Genomic DNA, 22161 nt, shown 5'->3' with positions numbered 1-22161 from the left:
GTATAATGGATAAATAACCTGGCTATGATGTGAAGCTTTACTTTACATATTATTTTGACCGATTTATTTTTAAATCCCTGGTGATGGTGGTGCTGGTGATTGCGGGTATTCACCATGATAACCAAGCCCAGGTAAAAAAATCATTTCAACCCAAGACCCCGGCGAATTCTCCGGACAAAAAAATTTATCATATCAATGGGGACTTTGCCATGGTTGGCAACACCAGCCTGACTTTGGAAGATTACAGTCTGTTCCTTCAAAACAACATGCCCATGATTTATGTGGATGTTGATGATGATGGGGAAACATTTAATTCCTCTTCAGCCACGCTGCTATTTTCCGGGGAGAACGATGCTTCCCATGAATGCACCCATATCCTGTTTGCAGGTCTTTATTGGACGGGCAGGTCTTCTCCCGGGATGACTTTTGAGGTAACCAAAAACGACAAAACAAAAACACTTGACAAGCGCGAAGTCAAGATAAAAGGTCCAGGAAAAGCAGATTATATCCAGTTGAGAGCGCATCCGAATGAAATCTGGTATCCGCAAAGCATGGAAGAGGAGGATGGTATGTTTGTAGGGTATATGGAAATAACCGACTATGTCAGGGAATGCGGAGAGGGAGAATACACCGTGGCGGATCTCGCCCTCTTGGAAGGGGAAGGTGGACCTGTAGGTTATTATGGAGGTTGGGGTATGGTTGTTGTCTATGAAAATCATTTGATGAAACAGCGTGATGTGGTGGTGTTTGATGGCTATGCCTATGTCGCATCTTTTTTGGGTACAGATTATTTGCTTGATCTTGAGGGTTTTGCCGCAGTTGAATCCGGACAGGTCAATGTAAAAATGGGAATAATGGCAGGTGAAGGTGACAGAGGGGGTATTGGGGATTATTTTGAAATAGAAAGAGGCGTAAACAGCAATGATTTTTTGCGGCTAAATCATGAAAACAACGAGCCGAACAATTTTTTCAACGCTACCATCACGACGGGAGATCACCCACGAAACCCTAAATTGGAAAACAACACAGGTATGGATATCGCTGTTTTTGAAGTACCTAACCCGGATAACAGTACCATTGGCAACGGCCAAAGTTCCACCCGGTTCCGTTACGGCGCCACCATTGATACTTATGTGATTTTCAATATCACTTTTGCCATCGATGCGGACAGACCCCATATAGAGGGTATCAATAAACTGGTCAGTCAGCACGATGAAACTTTAGCGGGATATATCATCCAGCCGGGACAGGCGATGGAATTTGAATTGGAAGTAAGAAACAAGGGGCAGGGAGGCATTACCGATGGCAAGATCGTTATCCCGATTCCTATAGCGGCAAAATTCGTTTCCGCAATAGGCGAGGTTTTTTTTCAGCCTTCCGGCGCTGTATCCCCTTATTATGATGAGGATTTAGGCACCGGGGGTGCTCTGGTGTGGGAGATCGGCGATCTTCCCGTGCCGGATGATCCGGAAGACGTATTGGGTATTTTAAGATATACACTGGAGGCGGTAGAGGACTGTTCGGCTTTTGCCGGTTTTAGCTGCGAGACAAAGGTGCCCATAAGTGGTAAAGTCAGTGGTGTCAATGCGATTTCGGGCATTCCCTTTTCGGGTTTGGAACTGATACAGGGCTATCAAAATGAGGGCGGGTGTAACAGCAGCCCGATCACAGATCCCATTGTACTGGAGCTGGATGCGGGTGGCATGACAGGACAAGGCTGTTCCCAGACCCCTCCTCTACTTGAACTGGCCTACTGCAATTATGATAGAGAAGCGTTTCCGGTTTCTGAAATTGAGGACCTGTTTCCAAAAGGCACCCGGTTTTTCAACGGGTTTCCGGTTACTTTTCAAACACAGGAATTTACCCAGACCACCCCAATACCCATAGAAGAAGGCACTGTAACGTATTATGCGGTTCTTTCCAGGGAAAACAGTTGCTTTAAACCCTTCACCATAACCCATAAATCTATGGTGGCTATTCCCACAGTTACCTCCAATTATAAAGGTGCAAATGTGTCCTGTCACGGGGCAGCAGATGGATCCGTATATGCTTTGGTAGAAGGGGGAGTACCCCCTTACCGCTTTTTGTGGGACGATGAGAAAGCATCCACTTCCCGAAGTTTGGACGGTCTCAAGGCGGGTATTTATACGGTCACTGTAACGGATAGCGAAGGCTGTGTTTCTGTTGCTTCAGTTGAGGTGGAACAGCCGCCTCTTTTGCTCATTGATCTGGATGAGAACAAAACCCAGATTAGTCTAGGTTGTCATGGAGCCGAGGACGGTAGGATTGTTTTTCAGGCCCTCGGGGGCAGTCTACCCATCAGAGCATCGTTATCCACCGTAGATGAAAACGGCAATAAGCGGCAGACGCGATTGGTGGATTATCAGGTTAACAGGGATTTTACCATAGACGGATTGGGAGCCGGAGAATATATACTGAAGTTGGACGACACCAACGGTTGCTATGCGGAAACATCTATGGTGATTACTGAACCGGCCCCTTTTACATTGAGCTCAACGGTAACAGAGTCAACCGACTGCTTAGAACCCAATAGCGGAAAATTGGAGATTGTTGCTCATGGCGGGCTCCCGCCCTACTCCTACATGTGGGATCACGGTGCCAACGGTCCGGTGCTGGAAAATCTGCCCGGGGGAGAATACCGGGTACAGGTCACCGATTCACAAGGCTGCATGGTGTCAGAAAACTTTGATTTAGCAAAAAAAGATCCGCTGGAAGTGTATGTTACAAGTTCTATCGAAGTTTCCTGCGACAACAAGACAATGACCAATACCTTCTATCTTTTGGTCAATGGCGGAGCATCACCTTATCAGATCGTTTGGGACGGCGGCACCGTCGAGCAAGACGGTATGGTAATGGTTACAGGCGACCCTGGCAACTATCAGGTATCCGTGGTTGATTCCGAGGGATGTTTGGCTATAGAAAGTGTGGAGGTACTTCCCAATTTCCTGCAAGCAGGGTTTGATTACTTATCGGCGTCTTATGATACCTACCAATCCAACTTGGTCAATTATGAAATCAGTTTCCTAGCCGAAGGAACGGGGGAGATAGAAACGTATCTCTGGGATTTCGGAGACGGTAATCTGGGCAGCGGGAAAGATCCCAGGCACACCTACCAGCAGGGAGGGACCTATCCGGTCTCTCTTACGGTCACTGACCAGTATGGATGCACAGCAAGTAGTATTCAGGAAATTTTGATCGAGGAATCCTTTATCGTGATGCCCAATGCGTTTACTCCGAATGGAGATGGAATCAATGATTTTTTCTTTCCCTCTTTCCGTTATTTTACTTCCCTCGAATTTTGGATATATAACAAATGGGGTGAAACCATTTATCATACGCTTGATTGGCAGGAAAAGGGGTGGGACGGCACCTTGAAAGGCCAAGAAGTACCTGCTGGAAACTATGTATATAAATTGGTTTACGAAACCCCGGATGGCCGGGTTAAAGAAAAGACCGGGGTATTCCTATTAATCAGATGATATGGGGGTAAGGTTGTTCATATGGCTGTTGTTCATAATCCCTCCCTGGGTGAAAGGACAGGATATGCAATATTCCCAGTTTTACGCAGCACCCCTTCAACTGAATCCGGCCATGACAGGAGTAACGGAGTTGACCCGGATGGGAGCTAACTACCGTAAGCAGTGGCCGGGGCTTGATTATGATTTTCAGGCATTTTCTGCCTATATGGATCATTACAGTTTTGACAGGAAAAGCGGCTTTGGGTTATCTCTAAATTCTTTTCAGGAATCCAATCTCCGTATCAGCCTTACGGACTTATCGGCATTTTATGCTTATAACCTCCAGCTGACTGAGGATGCACAACTGCGGTTTGGAGGTCAGGCCGCTGTCGTGCGAAGACATGCGGCCATGGACCATTTGCTTTTGAGCGACCAGATTGATGTTTTTTCGAGGACAATTTCACCCGTCACCAGGGATGACGTCCCGGATTTTGAACCTTATAGTTATCTTGATCTGGGTTTCGGGATGCTGCTGACTGGAGAACACCATTGGATTGGGGGCAGTGCCTATCATCTTAACCGGCCCCATTTGAGCTTTTATACCCCACACTTCGGAGACCGGTTGCCCGTTAAGTACAATTTTCATGGCGGCTATGCTATTCCTCTGAATGCTGCAAGAACAGTCTTTGAAGAAGACGGCCCGGATCTGGTTTTTTTTGCTGGCAATTATAAACAACAGGGCCCCTTCCGGCAACTGGATCTCAGCGGCCAGATTATCTACAGGAGCATGCTGGTAGGACTGGGTTTTAGGGGTATCCCGGGTGTGGCTGAGTTGCCCAACAGGGATTCTGTTATTGCATTGATCGGCATAAGTACCGAGGGAGGGCTGATGGTCGGTTACAGTTTTGATTATATGATTTCGAGTTTGGGAATGCAGACCCACGGCGCACATGAAATATCCATCAGGTACCAGTTTTTTAAAGGGATCCCTCAGTCCAGAGCCCAAAAAAGCCGCATCCTCAGGTGTTTCAAATACATGATGTAAAAACCCTGTCATCCGTTTACGAAAAGAGACTGCCGCACCCTTTTCCAGCCCACCAATCCCCAAAAAGGGTCAAAGCCTGTCCCGGATAGCAAAGCTTATGGGGAACAAAAAGAACAGCAGAGTAAAAAGATAATAGAAAGCAGCTACCTGTCCTTATGCCATAGACATCCCTAGTCTATCCCATGACGATAACCTCCAGGAAGAGCCTGCTTTACCGGTTTGGCGGTGGTAACCTCCTACCGATGACGTGTTGTACAATGCACGGTTATTCAGCTGGTTGAAAAACACTGGTTTTGGCGGTTTTGGACAGCCATACCGGCTGCGCATAGAGGAAACCGTCATCCTGATTGGTACATTTTTTAAATGTTAAGTCTTGCAGTGACGATAGACGGCTTTTTTTAACGTTCATACTCCGACTGACGTTAAAATTATGTATTTTAGTTGGAGATATAGGGGACTTCAATAGTGCATTATGGCTGTAGTATTAATTTTGTTTATTTTTCTGGCCTTATATGTGGCCGCTGTTTATAACCGTTTGGTGAGATTAAGAAACCTGGCCAAAGAAGGCTGGAGTGGTATCGATGTCCAGTTAAAAAGGAGAGCTGATCTGGTCCCCAATTTAGTGGATACCGTTAAAGCCTATGCCCAGCATGAAAAGCAACTTCTGGAAGAAATCACCCGCCTCAGAAGCGAAAGTATAAGGCCCCATTCTGTCAAAGAGCAGGCTGAGACGGAACAAGCTTTGACCATTACCTTGCGTAAATTGATGGTGGTGGCCGAGGCTTATCCGGACCTGAGGGCAGACACCAACTTCCTTAAGTTGCAGAAGCAGTTATCTGAAATAGAAGATACCCTTCAGAAAGCCCGAAGGTATTATAACGGTACTGTCCGCGAGTTGAATACGAAAATTGAATCCTTCCCCTCCAATGTGGTGGCAGGTGTTTTTTCTTATTCCAAATACCCATTCTTTGAACTTTCAGATGCCTCTGCCAGACATGCCCCTGAGATTAACCTGTAGATGATGATGAAAAACACATGGCACATTCTTTTTCTGTTCTTACCTATTTTTTCAGTTTGTACTTTTATTTATGGAGCTGAAGAGATTCTCGATTATCACAGCAGAGTAGAAATTCAGCCGGACGGAACATTGTATGTGGCAGAAACAATCGAAATCCAGGCCTTGGGTGAATCCATCCGGCATGGGATTTTTCGCAGTTTCCCTGTAGTTTACCGGGATAGGTACAATAACACGATGAGGGTTGGTTTTGAGGTGGTCGAAATAACTAAAGGCGGAAAGCCCGAACCTTTTGAGGTAATTCGACAGGGTGATTACAAGGTGATCCGTATTGGCAGCGAACAGGTTTTATTGGAGCCTGGTATATACGTTTATGAAATCAAGTACCAAACCAATCATCAGATTGGCTTTTTTGAGGATTTTGATGAGCTTTATTGGAACGCCATCGGTGGTGAATGGCCATTTGTGATCCAAAATGCCAGTACCCGGGTGAAACTTCCACCTGGAGCTGAAGTGATGCAAATTGATGCCTATTCAGGTCCGATAGGCAGCACGGACTGTGATTGCGAAGTCACTCAGGAAGCAGATGATTTGGTGTATGTAGCAATGAATAAGGGCCTCCAGCCGAAAGAATATCTCACAGTGGCGGTAAGCTGGCAAAAAGGCCTCGTGACCAGACCGGACAAAAAACAAGCGGTGGAAAGGTTTTTCAGCGACAATCAGGACGTCATGACGCTGCTCGTAGGGTTTTTGTTGGTTTTAACCTATTATTGTTTTGCTTGGAGAAAGGTCGGAAGGGACCCGGCCAAAGGAGGGATTTATCCTCGATTTGAGGCACCGGAAGGTATGGACGCCCCAGCCTGTCGGTATCTTTTCAAAATGGGTTTCGATGCTACCGTATTTTCAACTGCCATCATTCAGATGGCCATCAAGCAGTTGCTGAGGATCGTTGAAGAAAAAAGGGGTAGGTATGTTTTACAGCGTTTATCCCATGAAGAAGTGCAGCCTGATGAGATAGAAAGCAAAATGTTGTCGGCATTGTTTCCCCACAACAGTAATGTTCTGGAGCTGAAAAAGAAAGAACACCAAAAGATCAGTGCCGCCCAAACAGTGCTTCAGCAAGATCTTAAATCAAGATACAATAAAAAATATTTCAGAAACAACCATGTATGGCTGTTGCCAGGCATAGGTCTTTCTCTGGTCAGTCTGCTGCTGGCCCTGAACATAACCTTTGAACAGCTTTTCGAGGAAGAAAAAGTCTTTCTTATCATAGGTCTTTTCTTTGCCTTTGTTTGTATACTTTATCTACAGCGCGTATTTGTCACCTTGTTGGAATACCTGGACACAGGATTTATTCAGACAAAAACAATTGCAATAGCGATTTTTGGAGCCATTTTCCTGTTGTCATTTGTCGGTTTTGTTGTTTATTCTTTTAATATAAAATTGCCCTATCTCTTTTTGTCCCTTGTGATCTTGCTGGGCCTGGTTAATGTGGTTTTTTATTATCTGTTAAAGGCACCCACGAAAAAGGGCCGGGAAGCGATGGACGCGATAGAGGGATTTAGGATGTACCTTAACGCTGCGGAAAAACCGCTTATACAGCAATATAACCCGCCGGGGATGACGCCGGAGATATTTGAAAAGTACCTGCCTCATGCCATTGCATTGGGGGTAGGGACGGCATGGGGAAAAGGGTTGGAATACCGCCTTGCCATGTTGTATGGTCAGGAAGACAGTAGGGACCGATATCTACCATCCTGGTACTCCGGGAGAGCTTTTGAAGTGGCTTCTTTGGGTGCTTTTTCCCAAGATCTCGGACAATCATTTGGCTCAGCACTGAGTAATTCCGCAAACCCACCGGGGTCAAAATCCGGAAGCGGGGGCGGAGGTCGTTCCGGTGGCGGGGGAGGTGGAGGCGGCGGAGGCGGCTGGTAAGGAGTCAGCCTGTCTCACCGAAGTAGGGCGTTACGGGAGCTGCGGATGTGCATTGCCAAGGGCATTCCACGTGGTTTCCGTTCTTGTGAGGTATAATAGGGCCGATTGGGCATTTGAATAGATTTTTATTCTACTTTATATACCAGTAAATGTATTTTATATTGCTGTAACACATTTTATGTATTTTTTATTTGGTTTTTTTATTTTCATTCATTTTATTTACAAATGATTATTGGTTTTATAGAAATATGATACCGGAAGTTTAATCCATTTTTAAAACCCGGATCATATCGGAGAAATTTTAATCTGATTCTTTGAAATACCTTTTGGTCTTTCTTTTTGTACGTTTCATAACGTGAAGTCAAAATGGATAAAATCAAGCATGACGGAACCGTCACAAATTGGGATGCCCCGATAGCCCCGATAACTATCGGGGGGGGAACATGCGAGATTCTCCCGAATCGAGTTCCCCGAAACCAGTTCGGGGCAGGCTGGGACAGGCTATGTGGCCGTTAAAAAACAATTATAAACACATGAAATCTTTTTTGAGATAGTTATAAGGTGGGACAAGTGGCTGGTTTTTCCATTTGAGTTGAGATAGCTGTAAAAAGCAGCAATAAGTTTTATTTCCGGGAATACCCCAAGGGCAAGTCAACCGGGCGACAGCCTGTTTGTGTGACTGAGCACGGGTAACCTTTTTTTGATAATTTTTAAAGACAAACCATATGAAGAAGCAATTGATTTTAACGGTTGTATTCATGGCTGCTTTTCTTGAACTGTTTGGCCAAACGAATACTTTTCCGCCCACTGGCAATGTAGGTGCGGGGACCAAGAAACCCAACCCTATCCAAGAAGTAAAGGAAAAAATCCCGACCCCCTCCCTGGATCCGGTTTCCAATCCCAGGGGGAACAGTGAAAATGTAAGGAATGATGTGGATAACCGGGTGGGCCGCACCAATATATTTCCTCCGCGAGGAAATGTAGGCATAGGAACCCTGAATCCCCAGCGCAAACTTGATGTAATCGGAGCGGACACCTGGACCGCAAGATTTCAAAACGGTTTGGGCTACATCGATTTTGGACCGGTCAATGCTGAGGGCGCCCATATTTATACCAATCTTCCCCAATTTATATTTAATCAACCCATCACCTTAGCAGGCGAGACCTCCAGGATCAGCGCCCATGACAGCCATTCCTTGGTATTCAATACCGGCAGCAGTGACCGGCTGACGATTTTGTCTAATGGAAATGTGGGGATAGGTACCCCGGATCCAACGGTCAGCTTCCAGGTGGAAGGAGATACCAAGCTGATGGGTAATCTGGAGATTTTGGGCAGCAATATCCGGATAGATGGTGCAGGAAAATGGACAGGGAATGCGGAAAGCTACACCGAGATCAACTCAAATACCAACGGCCAATTTCTCCGTCAACTCGCCAATGACGGAAATACGGAAAGTTGGGTGATCCGGGGTTATGCGGCTGATGGCGTCCAAGCCCATTTCAACCAGGGAGGCATCAACGTGAACGGAGCGGTAAAATCCAAGGAGGTGAACGTCACGTATTCGGGCTGGGCGGACCATGTTTTCGATCCGGGACATGAGTTGATGAGTCTGGATGCACTGAAGGCTTTTTTGTCCAGGCACCGGCATTTGCCCGGTATACCTACGGAAAAGGAAGTGGAGGAAAACGGCGTCAATCTCGGAGAAATCAATGTGAAGTTATTGGAAAAAATAGAGGAACTGACCTTGTATGTCATTCAGCAAGAGGACAGAATCAATGAGCAACAAAAAGATATAGATTTTCTAAAATCTGTGTTGAATTCATTTATCAACTCCAATGGTGAGGATTAGGTCATTTAATGAGAAAAACCATTAACGCTTTTCGATATGTTTTTTAATCTCAATAAAAGAACAGGGAGGCCGGCATTTATTTTGGCCCTTTATGCTCTGTGCATATTTGTTTTAAATGTACAGGCCCAGGAAGACGCCCTGAACCATGTCACGTTTCCTTCACCTGAAGCCTATTCGCTTGCCAAATTTACGGAAACCCCGGTCAATCTGTATACGGGCATACCGGAGATAAAAGTCCCTCTTTACCATATCAAATCCAAGGGAATTGAGATGGGAATAGACCTTGCGTATCATGCCGGCGGTGTAAAAGTGAATGAGGTTCCCGGGTGGGTAGGCTCGGGCTGGGCTTTAAATGCCGGCGGTGTCATTACCAGATCAGTAAGCGGGATCCATGATGATAAGCCTTCTATAGGGTTTTACTATACCGGAAGTTTGTTGAATGAGGAATGGCCGTATCCGTCGGCCAATTATAAGGAAAGCTACCGGGTAGGCCTCGTAGACGGCACGCCCGACATGTTCTATTTCAATTTTAACGGAAGGTCCGGGAAGTTCTATTTTGACAATAACCAAAAGATTCATACGGTTCCCTATTCCAATTTGAAAATAGAGCTGCTGGAGACAGGAAGCATATATAAAAACTTCGATTCGGTAATTTTTGGAACGAGCGGATTTAAAAAGTGGAAAATAACAGATGAAAACGGAATGGTTTATTTCTTCGAAGAAATGGAACTTTCGAGATCTGAAACTTTTATTTTAGGCCCCAATGGGGGCTATGGAGATGTGTCGGATTTGGTTACAGCCTGGTATTTGACCAAGATCATCACGCCGAACGGTGAAAGTGAAGTCTTGCTGGAATATGATCATACAAGCCATGACACGTCGGTCTCCCAGTACGATTACCATTCCACCGCAATAGGGTACTATACACGCCACGGAGGCCATCTTACCCATATAGGGAGTTTTGCTGAAAACAGATCATCCACCGTCACAAGAAATTATAAACATCAACTCAGGAAAATCAATTTTCTGCACGGAGAAGTGGAGTTTTTTACTTCAGAAAGAAATGATTTAAAACACCCTAAAGCTCAGTCCGGTTTTCCCTCATACAAACTGGATTCGGTTTTGGTAAAGGATAAGGAAGGAAGGTTAAAAGAGAGATTTTACCTGGATTACATCGAAGAACCTTCCCGACGGCTGGCTTTGGCCAAAGTCCGTAAAAATGACCAGAAGACCTATCTTTTTGATTACTATAATATGCACCTTTTGCCTGATTACACCAGTACCAATACGGATCACTGGGGATATTTCAACGGTGCGTCAAACCTTGGGTCTGGATTAATTCCCACTTTCTCATATACTTCACAAACCTACGAGGACATCACTTATCCCGGTATCAACAAGGAACCGGATGGTGAAAAAATGAAATACGGGACGCTAAATAAAATAACCTGGCCTACCGGAGGACAGACTGTTTATAAATATGAACCCAACGACTATAGTTTTGTCAACAATCAGCCCCTTGCCGAACATGGGTGGTCTTCATGGGATTATATTGATTCCTCCACAACCCCGTCGATCACCTTTAATTCCTTGGCTCAGGTAGAACTATGGTATGAATGCAGCACGGATGGTATTGCATATGGTGACAACATAGAACCTTGTAAATCAGTACTGTTACCTTGGAAATTTAACCATACCGGGCCATTTCATCTGACAAATTATATTCCACACAATACGGGTGAGATTGAGGTGATGGTGAAGCTGAGGTACAGGACCCTCGAGCCTGGGTCCGTAACCAAAAAATATGGCGCAGGGATCCGCATTGCCGAAATCCACCAACGGGACACAGAAAACCCACCCATTATTAAACGGTTTGATTATACCCAAGAAGGAGACAGTACTTTATCGTCAGGGGTTTCAGGCACCCATTTTAGCTATCATGTACCATTTGAGGCCGGCAATAAAGAAAAGGGGATTTATGCGCTCGGTGTCAAAGCATATTCCCAATCGGCTTTTCCGTTGGCAACCACACAAGGTAACCATGTGGGCTATCAAAGAGTGGTGGAATATATTGAGGGCAACGGGAAAGAGGTGCATCACTTCACATCATTCTATGAATTTCCGGATGAAATGGGTATTCAGAATAGCGATTACGAAATGCCCCTGATGTCCAAAAAAAGCAATGAACACAAAAGAGGAAAACCTTTAAAAAAAGAAGTAGTTGACGAATCCGGAAACTTACAGCAATGGAGCTTTACCCGGTTTGACGTATTATTTAAAAGAAATCTCATAAAAGTATGGGAATCCAAGGATTTTTTAAAGTTTACAATACAGTTCGTAGGTGATGGGAACTTGCCGGATTCTTACGAAGTCGCTTTGACGGAAACCACAGCTTATCTCATAGATTTGGAATCCTTCCTGCCGGTGTTTGATTTTAATTATTTAACAGGAGATAATGGGGCACATTACCGTACTGAAACAACCTATAGGTACAATGAATTTCATCAACTTAGTTATAAATTTTTTTATGATTCACAACAAAAATCCCACAGTCAGCTATTAAGATATCCGGGGGATTACCATTCCCCATCCGATGCAGTTGCCATGATGGTATACAAAAACATAGTGGGCGTCCCCATTGAATCATTTAAAAGTTTGGGAAATAGCCCATACGAAGGTACAGCAAACAAATGGGCTGTGAAACCGAATGGCGTTTTTCAGGAGGAGATCCTACAGCTGGAAAAAGAAGGATCTTTGTCATCTTTTGCGTTTTCCAAGGATGGGTCCACTTTTTCAGATCTCTTCAAAAGAAAATTAAAATTTGATTACGATGAAAACCACAACATAAGTAAGGTGGAAGGAAAGGGAGGGTCATTTAAAAGTTTTTTATGGGATTATTCCAGTTCAATGCCCGTGGCGGAAATTCAGAACGCGGAACGGACGGCGGTTGCCTACACCTCTTTTGAAACCGGTGAAAAGGGCGGGTGGACCTATACCGGTGAGCCGGTTGCCACGGCTTCCTGGACGGGTATAAAATGCTATGATCTGACTGAGGGCACCATCAGAAGGGATAATATCGAAGCCGGTTCGGAAAACCCCTATAAACTCACCTTTTGGGCAAAGAGTGCTGAGGGAACAAAGACCTGGGATTTTATGGGCCAAACCGAACACCTGGATGCTTCCTGGAAATTTATTGAACGGGAGGTGCTGGATGCCCCGGTAGTCATCAGCGGATCCAATATCCTTATAGACGAACTCCGACTGCATCCGGCAAATGCCCAGATGACAACCTATACCTATGACCCAATGGTGGGGGTTACGGGCATGACCAATGCAAGAAACTATACGGTGCATTATGAATACGATGACACCGGAAGACTCATAAATATCAGGGATGAGGAGGGGGAACTGTTGGAACATTTTGAATATAACTACAGGTCAAGCAATTGATTTTTAAACCTATGACGTATGAAACAATATTTACCTTTTTTGTTGGTCCTCTGTTTATTTTACCTAAACACGGCCAAGGGACAATCCGCCAATGAACTGCCCGCTAAGCTTATTCCAGGTATGTGGGAAACGGACCTGGTGGGCATGAAAAACGCCATCAAAAGGATGGATAAAAGTAATTATGAGTCGCTGCCCAAGCAGGTTAAGGAACGGATTGAACAGTCCATCTCCACCAGGGTATTTGTTTTTTCCGAGGAAGGGGACTTTGAAGCCAGGTGGCAACTTGGAGACAGAAAAAACTCCGTGAAAGGGAATTGGGGTATCAACGCCAAAGGAAAGCTCTTTTTGGAACTGGCTTCTGGGATCTCAGAATACCGGATGAATTTTACCGGCAATAACAAACTGGTGCTGATTCCGGAAAGAGATCAGATCGGGTTGATTCATGAGCTGCACTTTATTAAAAACAAGAAAGAATGAAAGCCGCTATATTTTTTGCTTTTATCATGTGGTCATGCTTTTATGATTTGATGGCCCAGCAGGTGACCAATGTGGAAATAGTGGGCCCTTCTGAGGTGGAATTGGAGGAGATCGAAACCTATTCCATCAATTTTTACAGTGGAACCAATATTACGTATCCATCTGGGGGCACGGGGTATCAATGGACCTATGAAGGGGCCACGCTGCTTCTTGACACTTATAACAGGTCCGAATTGAGGTTCGACACCCCTGGACCCCAGTTTGTGGCTTATGAATTCATGACCTTTGATGGGAATTTCTACGATTACAAGGAGGTCCGCGTCAATGAAAAAAATCCCTGCGCAGATGTAACCGTTTCGGGGAGCGATGCTTCCCGGTTTGGGGAGGGCAGCCTGACGCTGGTAGCAGAAGCTGCTCCTCCCGGGTTTATTTATCAATGGTTTGATAAGGACAGTACCACACTCCTCGGTACTTACCGGGAATTTACCACGCCCGTACTCACTTCAACCAAAACCTATTATCTGGCCTATAAACATTTGGAATCGGGGTGCATAACCGGCCAGGTGCCCGTCAGCGCCTTCATTTCGGACCATAATTATGTAAAAAAGTACAAAGCCAGGGTGGAACAGGCATCCGAGGAAACCATCAAGTCGGGTTCTTCAGAGCTTTCTTATAAAGATTTTACTTATTTCGATGGGTTAGGCAGGCCCATGCAACAGGTAAAAAAGCACGCGTCAACCACAGGCAAGGACATTGTCACTCCCATGATCTATGATGAATATGGCCGTCCATTCAAGGAATATCTGCCCTATTCCGATATGGAGGGAGATGCTGAAGGTCTTTATAAAAAGGATGCCTTGGAAAGCCATTCAGACTTTTACCGCATGAAGCATGGGGATGCTTTGGGGTTTCATGAAAAAATGTTCGAATCTTCACCGCTCAACAGAATTGAAAAACAAGCTGCCCCGGGTGAGTCCTGGAAAATGGGTAGCGGGAAAGAAATCAAATTCGGCCGTAGGCCCAATAGCTCCGAGGATGATGTGCGGGTCTTCGAAGTGGACAGCACCGGACTTCCGGTTTCTTCGGCCACCTATGAGGCCGGTACGCTTTGGGTGGAAGTCACGGACAATGAAGATGACCACAGAACCATGGTTTTTACCGACAAACTGGGACGGACGGTTCTCAAGAAGGTCCAACATAACGCTTCTTCTGAAGATGAGGGTCATCAGGGCTGGCTGTGCACGTATTATGTATATGATGTTTTTGGCAACCTGCGGGTGGTGATTCCTCCGAAAGCGGTGACGATCATGAATACCAAAGGCTGGGCCATGTCTACGGACAGTACATTGGCCGCTGGCCAATATTTTATGTACAAGTATGACGGGGCAAAAAGGATGATTGAAAAACAGGTACCCGGAAAAGCACCCGAACATTTTGTGTACGATAAAAAAGACAGGTTGGTAGCCTCCCAAGATGGAGAGCTCCGTGCCAAAGGCCAGTGGCATTATAGGAAATATGATTACCTGAACAGAGAGGTAGTCACCGGTTTGGCAGAGATCTCCAAATCAAGAAGCGAACTACAGGAAGAACTGGACAGCGTGGAGGATCAGGAAGACAGTGTTCCTGATGAAGACTCCGGAAAAGTGCGGACCGGGAGGGATATTGTATCCAATAAATATGGAGGCCATGAAAAGTACCTTGCCACCCACTCGATTACTTTACAACCGGGGTTTAGGATAATAGCCGCCGAGAACATAAGCTTTTCCGCGGTCATAGATACCACACAGACGGTCAGTGATGGCGATTTTGCGGGTTATGATGGCAACGTTCTCACCCTTTCCTATTATGATGACTACTCCCGGACTCCTGATGGAGCTTTTGAAAAGCCTGAGGGATACAGCGATATAAGCCGACGGACCACCGGTTTGCTGACCGGCAAAAAAGTAAAGGATCTTGTAACCGGAGCGTTTTATTCGACCCTTTACTTTTATGACGAAAAAGCCAGAGTGATCCAGACGCTGGAAGGGCATCAGTTAGGCGGAACCCTCAGGACTTCCACCCGATACAATTTTGAGGACCAGCCCATGGCTTCTCTAATACAATTTCATGATCCGGAAACAATCGATATTACCAGGAGGTATCATTACAACCGTGCAGGCATGTTAACCGGTATCGGCCATAAAATCGGGGAAGGCCCTGAGGTTGTCCTGGCCAGCTATTCCTATGATGAACTTGGGGAAAAGACGGAAACGGTTTTTCCGGAGGCGGATGGTGCCTCACATACCTTCTCTTATAACATCAGGGGCTGGTTGAAGCATATCGGAAGTCCGGTACCCGGTCTTTTTAATATGACTTTGGATTATCAAGAATCCGACGAAAGGTGGGATGGCAACATCATGAAGGCGGAATGGAAGGGCAAAGACGGTACCGATAGGAACTACCACTATAGTTATGACCAGCCGGGAAGGCTGACCGGGGCGGATTACGAAGTGCCATCCACGGTGTCGGAAAATTCAAGGTACACGTTGTCCGGTATCGACTATGATGAAAACGGTAATCTTAAAGCGATGGCGAGAAGAGGGGAAACCACCGCGGGGAATTTTAACCTCATCGATGATCTCAGTTATGAATATGAAGAATACAGCAACCGCCTGAGCAGGGTGAAGGATAAGGATGGCGCTACCGGATACATCTCCAAAGACTTTAAACCCAGCGCTGACTTTGGTACTTATGCTTATGATGCCAACGGCAACCAGACCTCCAATCCCGATAAGCAGATATCCACCATCAGGTACAACCATCTGAACCTGCCTGAAGAGGTGGTTTTTTCAGGTGGGGGTAAAATATGGTATGATTATGATGCCGAAGGCCGCAAAAGAAAACAACGGGTCTATCAGGACGGCAAGCTGTTGAGTACAACGGATTATATGGGTGAGTTGGTGTTCCGTGACGGGGAGCTGGACTACCTGATCCATGAAGAGGGCCGCGTGGCCTATGAGGACGGGCTGATGAAATACGAGTTTTTTCTTAAGGACCATTTGGGCAATGTGCGTCAGGTTATCCGCAAGCCCGAAACACAAACGGTTTTGGCCACCATGGAGATGGCGGTGGCGGAGGAGGAAGAGCAGCATTTCGAGCAGCTTTCTGCCAGCCGGCAACTGGGTCCTGAGCACAATGTGACACCTGGGGGAAACCAAGTGGCCTGGTTGAATGCGGAGAGGGGCAGGATTTTGGGTCCGGCACGGACACAGCGGATTTATCAGGGTGAGAAGATAAGGCTTACCGTCCACGGCAAATACCACAACCCCAACAAAAAGACGGTGAATCCCGGATCGGTGGCGGGCTGGGGGATGAAGTCGCGGCTGGAAAAGGAGCTTTTGGAATTTTCGGCCATCACCACCCGTTCCGCCTCGCCGAATGCCATCGCGGTGCTGAACATCGTGCACCTGATGGTGACCCAACTCCGCAGGAAAGATGCCCCTGAGGCCTATATGATGTATGCGTTATATGATGCCGACAGCATCTTGTATGACCAGGGCAAGCAGGTGTTGACAAAAAACGCCGCCAACAAACATGAAATTTTAGAAGAAGAGTTGTATATTTCACGGGATGGGTATATGGAAGCCTTTCTGGTGAATGAAACCGATGACGACGTATGGTTCGACAATTTTGAGATCATGAGCGAAGGGCCTTTAGTAATTCAGGAGACGCATTATGATCCGTGGGGGCTGGAGCTGAGTGGCCTGGGTTTTCAGTATGAGGGGGTTAAGGAGAATAAGTATCTTTATAACGGGAAGGAACTCTTAGATGATCATAACCTTAACCTATACGACCACGGGGCACGCCTTTTTGATCCGGCCATAGGCCGCTGGATCAGCCCAGACCCGATGGCCTATATGAGGGAATGGGTGTCGCCATACAACTTCGTGCAGAACAACCCTCTGAACAGGATCGATCCCGATGGTGCATTTGACTGGGTGATTAATGAAGAGACCAATGAATATATTTGGATGAATGAAGTTAAATCCCAGGAGGATACCCCTGATGAGTATAGGTATGTCGGTGCAGGTATTCAAGATGTCCAGAATGATTTTGACAAGGATCTCCCATGGTATGACATATTCTCGAAGGCAAATATAAATTTTGAAAGTTGGCCTGGCGAACTGATGAGTTTTGAGCCGAATGCAGCCGGAAAGTTGAAAGAAAAAATCGGTGAGATGCCTTTTCCAGTAAGTATTGTGGGTAACAGTCTTTATGAGACTGTGGATAATGCATATGTTTCAACATTCCAAATGGGGCCAAACAGGACAAATTTGGAGGCTTTTGGTGTAGGGAGAGGCCAAATAACAGATGCGGGAGTTGGTACTTTGACAACTGTCATTCCATATTCTAAAGTGGCAAGAGTGAGTGGGTTGAGTGCTGCTCAGTTTAGCAGTATGCTCAAAGGGACAGGTATAAACAGGGCTTTATACAGAGCTGGGCATCAAATGAGAGGTTGGGCAAACAGAGCCTACAATTATGTGTATTCCAGGCAGATTGACTATTCTATAAAAGCAACATCAGGAGGGACCAAGGCTCTGGAGAAGAAGGATTAATATTCAGAAAAATGATAGACAGTATAATAGGTTCGGTTTTCTTCGAGTTTGTCGGGGCATTAACAAAATGGGTTGTTTATGCGGTACTCCACAAAATAAGGGGGAAAGAGATTATAAGTTTTAGGGAAATGTGGGACGGAAGAAAAGGAAGCGAGAAGTCGGAAATCATCATGCATGGTTTTTCGAATATCATACTTGGCCTTATAGTGGTTGTCGGGCTTTTTGTTTTAATGATAAAATTGACCTGACGACATTATATTCTGTACATGGAAAATGTCCGGCCAACGCCGGGTTTTTTTACAATGCACAGAGCTTGATGATGATCTGTTTCTTCCCGTCTTCAAGCTGGTCTAATATGTTAGGCGACATCGATCTGTTTGAGTTTCTTTGGAACCAGTTGGTATGGCATACACGATTATTACGGAAAAGGAGGAACAGCATTTCGAACAGCTTTCCGCCAGGCCGACAACTGGGTTCCGGGCACAACAGCCTGTCCGCCGTGGCTGATGACACCAGGGGAAACCAAGTGGCCTGGTTGAATGCGGACAGGGAGGGGCCGGGAATGTGGGGGAGTCGGGGCCCGGCACGGACACAGCGGATTTATCAGGGTGAGAAGATAAGGCTTTCCGTCCACGGCAAATACCACAACCCCAACAAAAAGCCTGTGAACCCCGGATCGGTAGCGGGCTGGGGGATGAAATCGCGGCTGGAAAAGGAGCTATTGGAATTTTCGGCCAGCACCACCCGTTCCGCCTCGCCGAATGCCATCGCGGTGCTGAACATCGTGCACCTGATGGTGACCCAACTCCGCAGGAAAGATGCCCCAGAGGCCTATATGATGCCTGTGCGCCGCGGCGTATACGCGTTATATGATGCCGACAGCATTTTATATGACCAGGGCAAGCAGGTGCTGACAAAAAATGCCGCCAACAAACATGAATTTTTGGAAAGTCGAGTCCGTAAAGAAACTGTCCGGTGGACAGTTTTAGGACGAGGCCGGCTTGCAGGGCGGGTAAGAATCTGTATATTTCACATGACGGGAATAGGCCACGGCGCACAAGTATGCCTTTCTGGTAAATGAAACCGATGACGACGTATGGTTCGACAATTTTGAGATCATGAGCGAAGGGCCACTGGTCGTGCAGGAGACCCATTATGATCCTTGGGGGCTGGAATTGAGTGGCCTGGGTTTTCAGTATGAAGGGGTTAAGGAGAACAGGTATCTTTATAACGGGAAGGAACTGAAAGACGACCTGGATTTCGGTTTATACGATTATGGGGCTAGGATGTATGATCCGGCTATTGGGAGGTGGAGTGTAGTGGATCCGTTGGCTGAGCAGATGAGAAGGCACTCGCCCTACAACTATGCCTTCAACAATCCGCTGAGGTTTATTGATCCGGATGGGATGATGCCTTGCGAGAATTGTCCACAATTCCGGATTTTTGCAAATCAGGTTGAAAAAAACTTGGCTCCATGAAGGCTGGAATGGAGGACTTTGTTAGAACTACGGGTGAAATGGCCAGTAAAGTAGGAGAATCTGTAACTGATTTTGTAACATCATCGGACGGTAAGTTTAGCAAAAGGAGGGTCAGGGAATACTCATTCTTCCAGTTTATTCAGCGGGGATGACTCAAAAGTCAGAGAAGGAGAGGTAGAGCATGATATTAATATAGATGCATTTATTTTCCCGTGTTTAAGGAAAAGTTGAGAACGACACGAGGACTTAGGAACGGGAACGAAAATCTCTTTTAAGTGTGGGAAAGAGAGAGGAAAAATGATTGAAGCGGCAGCCCGACTGAACGGAAGTCCAATATCCAGCAAAAGAAAATCACTATCAAAAACCTTCTTCCGGAAAGTATCCAGAAAAGAATCTGTAACGTAACAAAAGGATAAATCGTACTTTTTTCAAAAAAAATTGTCAAAAATTACAACTATTTACTTAATAACATGTAACTTAAGAAACAATAATTGATCATTATTTTATACTCTTTAACCCCAAAAAACATGAAAAAAATCAGATTTTTAGCTGTTTTTTTGTCTTTTACCCCTATTCTCCCAAGAAACGGACTGGGATTATCCGATCCGTCCTGGAAGTGAGGAATGGGCTACATTGCCCACAACCGCAGACAGGGTAAAAGCAATTCAAGTCCCTGAGGACATACTGCCCAAGCTATCGGACAAGCAATTGCTTGAACTTATCCTGGAATATCTTTTTTTTTTGGATTACGGATTAACAGACGATCCATTTTCTGGATTTCAACGATCACTTGAAACATTTAATGCCTATAAGGAATTGAAGTCTCGGGATGAGGGCTTAAATATTATATTTGACCACTACTCAAATTTAGATTTTTCTCAAATCAATCAGCTAAAAGTTAGTGCTGAGATTGGAAAGTTTTCACCTCGCATTTCTGGGCTGGAGCTTATGATGACTGATTTTAGTTTAGGCAGAAACCTTTCAATGGAGGAATCAGAGCAATTTTTGAGAGTAGTATCAAAAAAATACGATGAAAAATTAGTGAATGAACATGAGCTTATGGGACGAGGAAAGCTTACTACCGCATTTCTGGCCGCAAATATAATGAATGGTCAAAATTCGCTTAAAAACAAATTTCAAAGTGAAGAAGAGTTAAATAGGTTTTTGTCAAACATAAGAATTATAAGCAATGATTTTATTGAAGAAATACTAAATCAACTTAAAACAATATAGTTATGAAACTTAAAACAATCCTTGCGATTATCATACTAGCACTGGGTACACAATCTTGCAGTAGTACTGATCAGGATAATCCTGAATTAAATGAACTACTACTTGCATGCCAAACAACTGATCCGATAAACGAACTACAGTGGCTGGCTGATCTTGATGCAAAATACGACGAACAGAGTAATATGTATCGAATAAGAATAGTAGAGTTTGAAAAAACTGGATACATTATGATAGAAGATCCAGCAAGCTCTTCTCCTATGCAAACTATTTTTGACTGTCGGGGAGACGTAGCCTTTGACACAGATCTACTTGATGTTAGCTATAATGATTTCATGAAAAACATTCGAACAATCAAAGTTTTAAAAACCAAAAACTGGCCATGAAAACCTCTTATAAACTTTTCCTCTTTTTCACATTAGTTTCCTTCTCTCTTTTTGGGCAAAACATCTATACTCCAAAAGGCACATTGGTACCTACCTATTCATATTTCCAGTATACTCAAACGCAATCAGACATGGATGCATTTGACGATCTGGTTGAAAGTGGATATTATGGGCCATCAGCAGTGATAATTTCAAATTCAAGTAACGCATATAATTGTCATGGCTATGCATGGAATATGTAAATGGAAGACAAGAATGCCTACGGGAACCCGGATTATATGGCGGTGCAGTTAGTACCTATATAAATGATCAAAGTTTTATGCCAACAGCGAATACTACGCTACCGGGTGTAATAGTACGTTATCAGTACGATCACTCAGCAATCGTAGTAAACGTAACAAACAGGTTTTTCTCAAAATGGGGAGGAGGACCATTGGTAAGACATGCGCCAGGTGATGTTCCACCTGCTTATGGTAATCCATCTAGTTACTATCAGTGCAATTATCCTTCCAAGTTGACGCACGCCCAAATAGACAACGGGACAATATCATATGGGACGTACCCCTCATTCGAAGCAAGTACTGGTGCACATCAAATTGATGTTTATGGAACTCCACATACTACTTATTCATTTGCAACCCAGCCAAGTGTTCCCGGAATATCCATTTATGGTCAATATGCAAACACAGTACTTTTTGATAAGCCAGCATATAATCAGCAAGGCCGATATATATTCGTAACCATGAGTAATGGATGTACCGTCCCTTCTGCCCAAACAAGCATCTATGTATATGATCCGCCTGGGGCATCTATGATGGTTTATCCTGTCCCGACAGATGATAAAGTCACTATCCAATTTGCCGATTTGGAAGAAAAGCTTATAATGGAAGATATGACTTACGGAGGAGAAGGGCCATCGTTACCCGTTTCCATCGAAGTATTCAATGGAAACAACATAAAAGTTGCTGATTTATCTGAAGAGGTAATAGTCAGAAAAAACAATAAGGTGAGTCTTGCTCACTTAGGGAAAGGAACTTACTACATCAAAGCAACATTTAAAGACGGTTTTGTAGAAACAAAAAGAGTCATTGTAAACTAAGTCATTATACGGCAATCAGCAAAAGAATAGACATAAAATTTTACAATAGCAAAAGTCCGGTAATAGTCCGGGCTTTTTTCATTATAAGGCGGCAATACTTTTGAGTTTGGCAGCTTTGATAA

14 protein-coding genes are annotated in these 22161 nt (G+C 45.0%); all 14 read left to right on the top strand.

All coding sequences use genetic code 11. The annotated features are described in order from the left end of the window. Nucleotides 1-29 precede the first annotated feature (29 nt). The 14 genes from ACFPFU_RS02690 to ACFPFU_RS02625 all read left to right on the top strand — a co-directional run bounded on the left by ACFPFU_RS02690 (nucleotide 30) and on the right by ACFPFU_RS02625 (nucleotide 22039). Entirely contained in the window at nucleotides 30-3500 is a 3471-nt protein-coding gene (locus tag ACFPFU_RS02690; protein ID WP_377061234.1) for a PKD domain-containing protein, read from the top strand. A gap of 1 nt (nucleotide 3501) precedes the next feature. Beyond that, nucleotides 3502-4524 carry a PorP/SprF family type IX secretion system membrane protein gene (locus ACFPFU_RS02685; RefSeq protein ID WP_377061232.1) on the top strand — a complete coding sequence of 341 codons (1023 nt, stop codon included), beginning with the start codon at nucleotides 3502-3504 and terminating at the stop codon, nucleotides 4522-4524. Nucleotides 4525-4996: 472 nt separating this feature from the next. Beyond that, nucleotides 4997-5542: a LemA family protein gene (locus tag ACFPFU_RS02680; protein ID WP_377061231.1), complete on the top strand. Its 546-nt coding sequence runs from the start codon at nucleotides 4997-4999 to the stop codon at nucleotides 5540-5542. Nucleotides 5543-5545: 3 nt separating this feature from the next. After that, nucleotides 5546-7474: a DUF2207 domain-containing protein gene (locus ACFPFU_RS02675; RefSeq protein ID WP_377061229.1), complete on the top strand. Its 1929-nt coding sequence runs from the start codon at nucleotides 5546-5548 to the stop codon at nucleotides 7472-7474. Nucleotides 7475-8199: 725 nt separating this feature from the next. Continuing rightward, a complete protein-coding gene (locus tag ACFPFU_RS02670) occupies nucleotides 8200-9324 on the top strand; it encodes a hypothetical protein (RefSeq protein WP_377061227.1) in 1125 nt (374 codons plus the stop codon). 36 nt (nucleotides 9325-9360) lie between these two features. Continuing rightward, entirely contained in the window at nucleotides 9361-12774 is a 3414-nt protein-coding gene (locus tag ACFPFU_RS02665; RefSeq protein ID WP_377061225.1) for a hypothetical protein, read from the top strand. An 18-nt stretch (nucleotides 12775-12792) separates the two neighbouring features. Further along, a complete protein-coding gene (locus ACFPFU_RS02660; RefSeq protein WP_377061223.1) occupies nucleotides 12793-13251 on the top strand; it encodes a hypothetical protein in 459 nt (152 codons plus the stop codon). Further along, nucleotides 13248-17846, top strand: coding sequence for a DUF6443 domain-containing protein (locus ACFPFU_RS02655; protein ID WP_377061221.1), 4599 nt, complete (start codon nucleotides 13248-13250; stop codon nucleotides 17844-17846). The genes ACFPFU_RS02660 and ACFPFU_RS02655 overlap by 4 nt, the downstream gene beginning before the upstream one ends. A gap of 11 nt (nucleotides 17847-17857) precedes the next feature. Continuing rightward, entirely contained in the window at nucleotides 17858-18094 is a 237-nt protein-coding gene (locus ACFPFU_RS02650; protein ID WP_377061219.1) for a hypothetical protein, read from the top strand. A 107-nt stretch (nucleotides 18095-18201) separates the two neighbouring features. Next, entirely contained in the window at nucleotides 18202-18927 is a 726-nt protein-coding gene (locus ACFPFU_RS02645) for a hypothetical protein (RefSeq protein WP_377061217.1), read from the top strand. Nucleotides 18928-18964: 37 nt separating this feature from the next. After that, nucleotides 18965-19324 (top strand): RHS repeat domain-containing protein, encoded by a 360-nt coding sequence (locus ACFPFU_RS02640; protein WP_377061215.1) that lies wholly within the window; start codon nucleotides 18965-18967, stop codon nucleotides 19322-19324. A 741-nt stretch (nucleotides 19325-20065) separates the two neighbouring features. Continuing rightward, the gene (locus ACFPFU_RS02635) at nucleotides 20066-20557 is read left to right on the top strand and encodes a hypothetical protein (RefSeq protein ID WP_377061213.1); all 492 of its coding nucleotides are present in this window, start codon (nucleotides 20066-20068) and stop codon (nucleotides 20555-20557) included. Nucleotides 20558-20559: 2 nt separating this feature from the next. Beyond that, nucleotides 20560-20940 carry a hypothetical protein gene (locus ACFPFU_RS02630; RefSeq protein ID WP_377061212.1) on the top strand — a complete coding sequence of 127 codons (381 nt, stop codon included), beginning with the start codon at nucleotides 20560-20562 and terminating at the stop codon, nucleotides 20938-20940. Between the two features lie 229 nt (nucleotides 20941-21169). Then, entirely contained in the window at nucleotides 21170-22039 is an 870-nt protein-coding gene (locus ACFPFU_RS02625) for a T9SS type A sorting domain-containing protein (protein ID WP_377061210.1), read from the top strand. The last annotated feature ends 122 nt before the right edge of the window (nucleotides 22040-22161 follow it).

The organism is Negadavirga shengliensis (assembly GCF_042652345.1).
GTDB lineage: Bacteria > Bacteroidota > Bacteroidia > Cytophagales > Cyclobacteriaceae > Negadavirga > Negadavirga shengliensis.
Note: the sequence above shows the minus strand (reverse complement) of the source record. Positions and strands in the feature narration are given on the sequence as shown.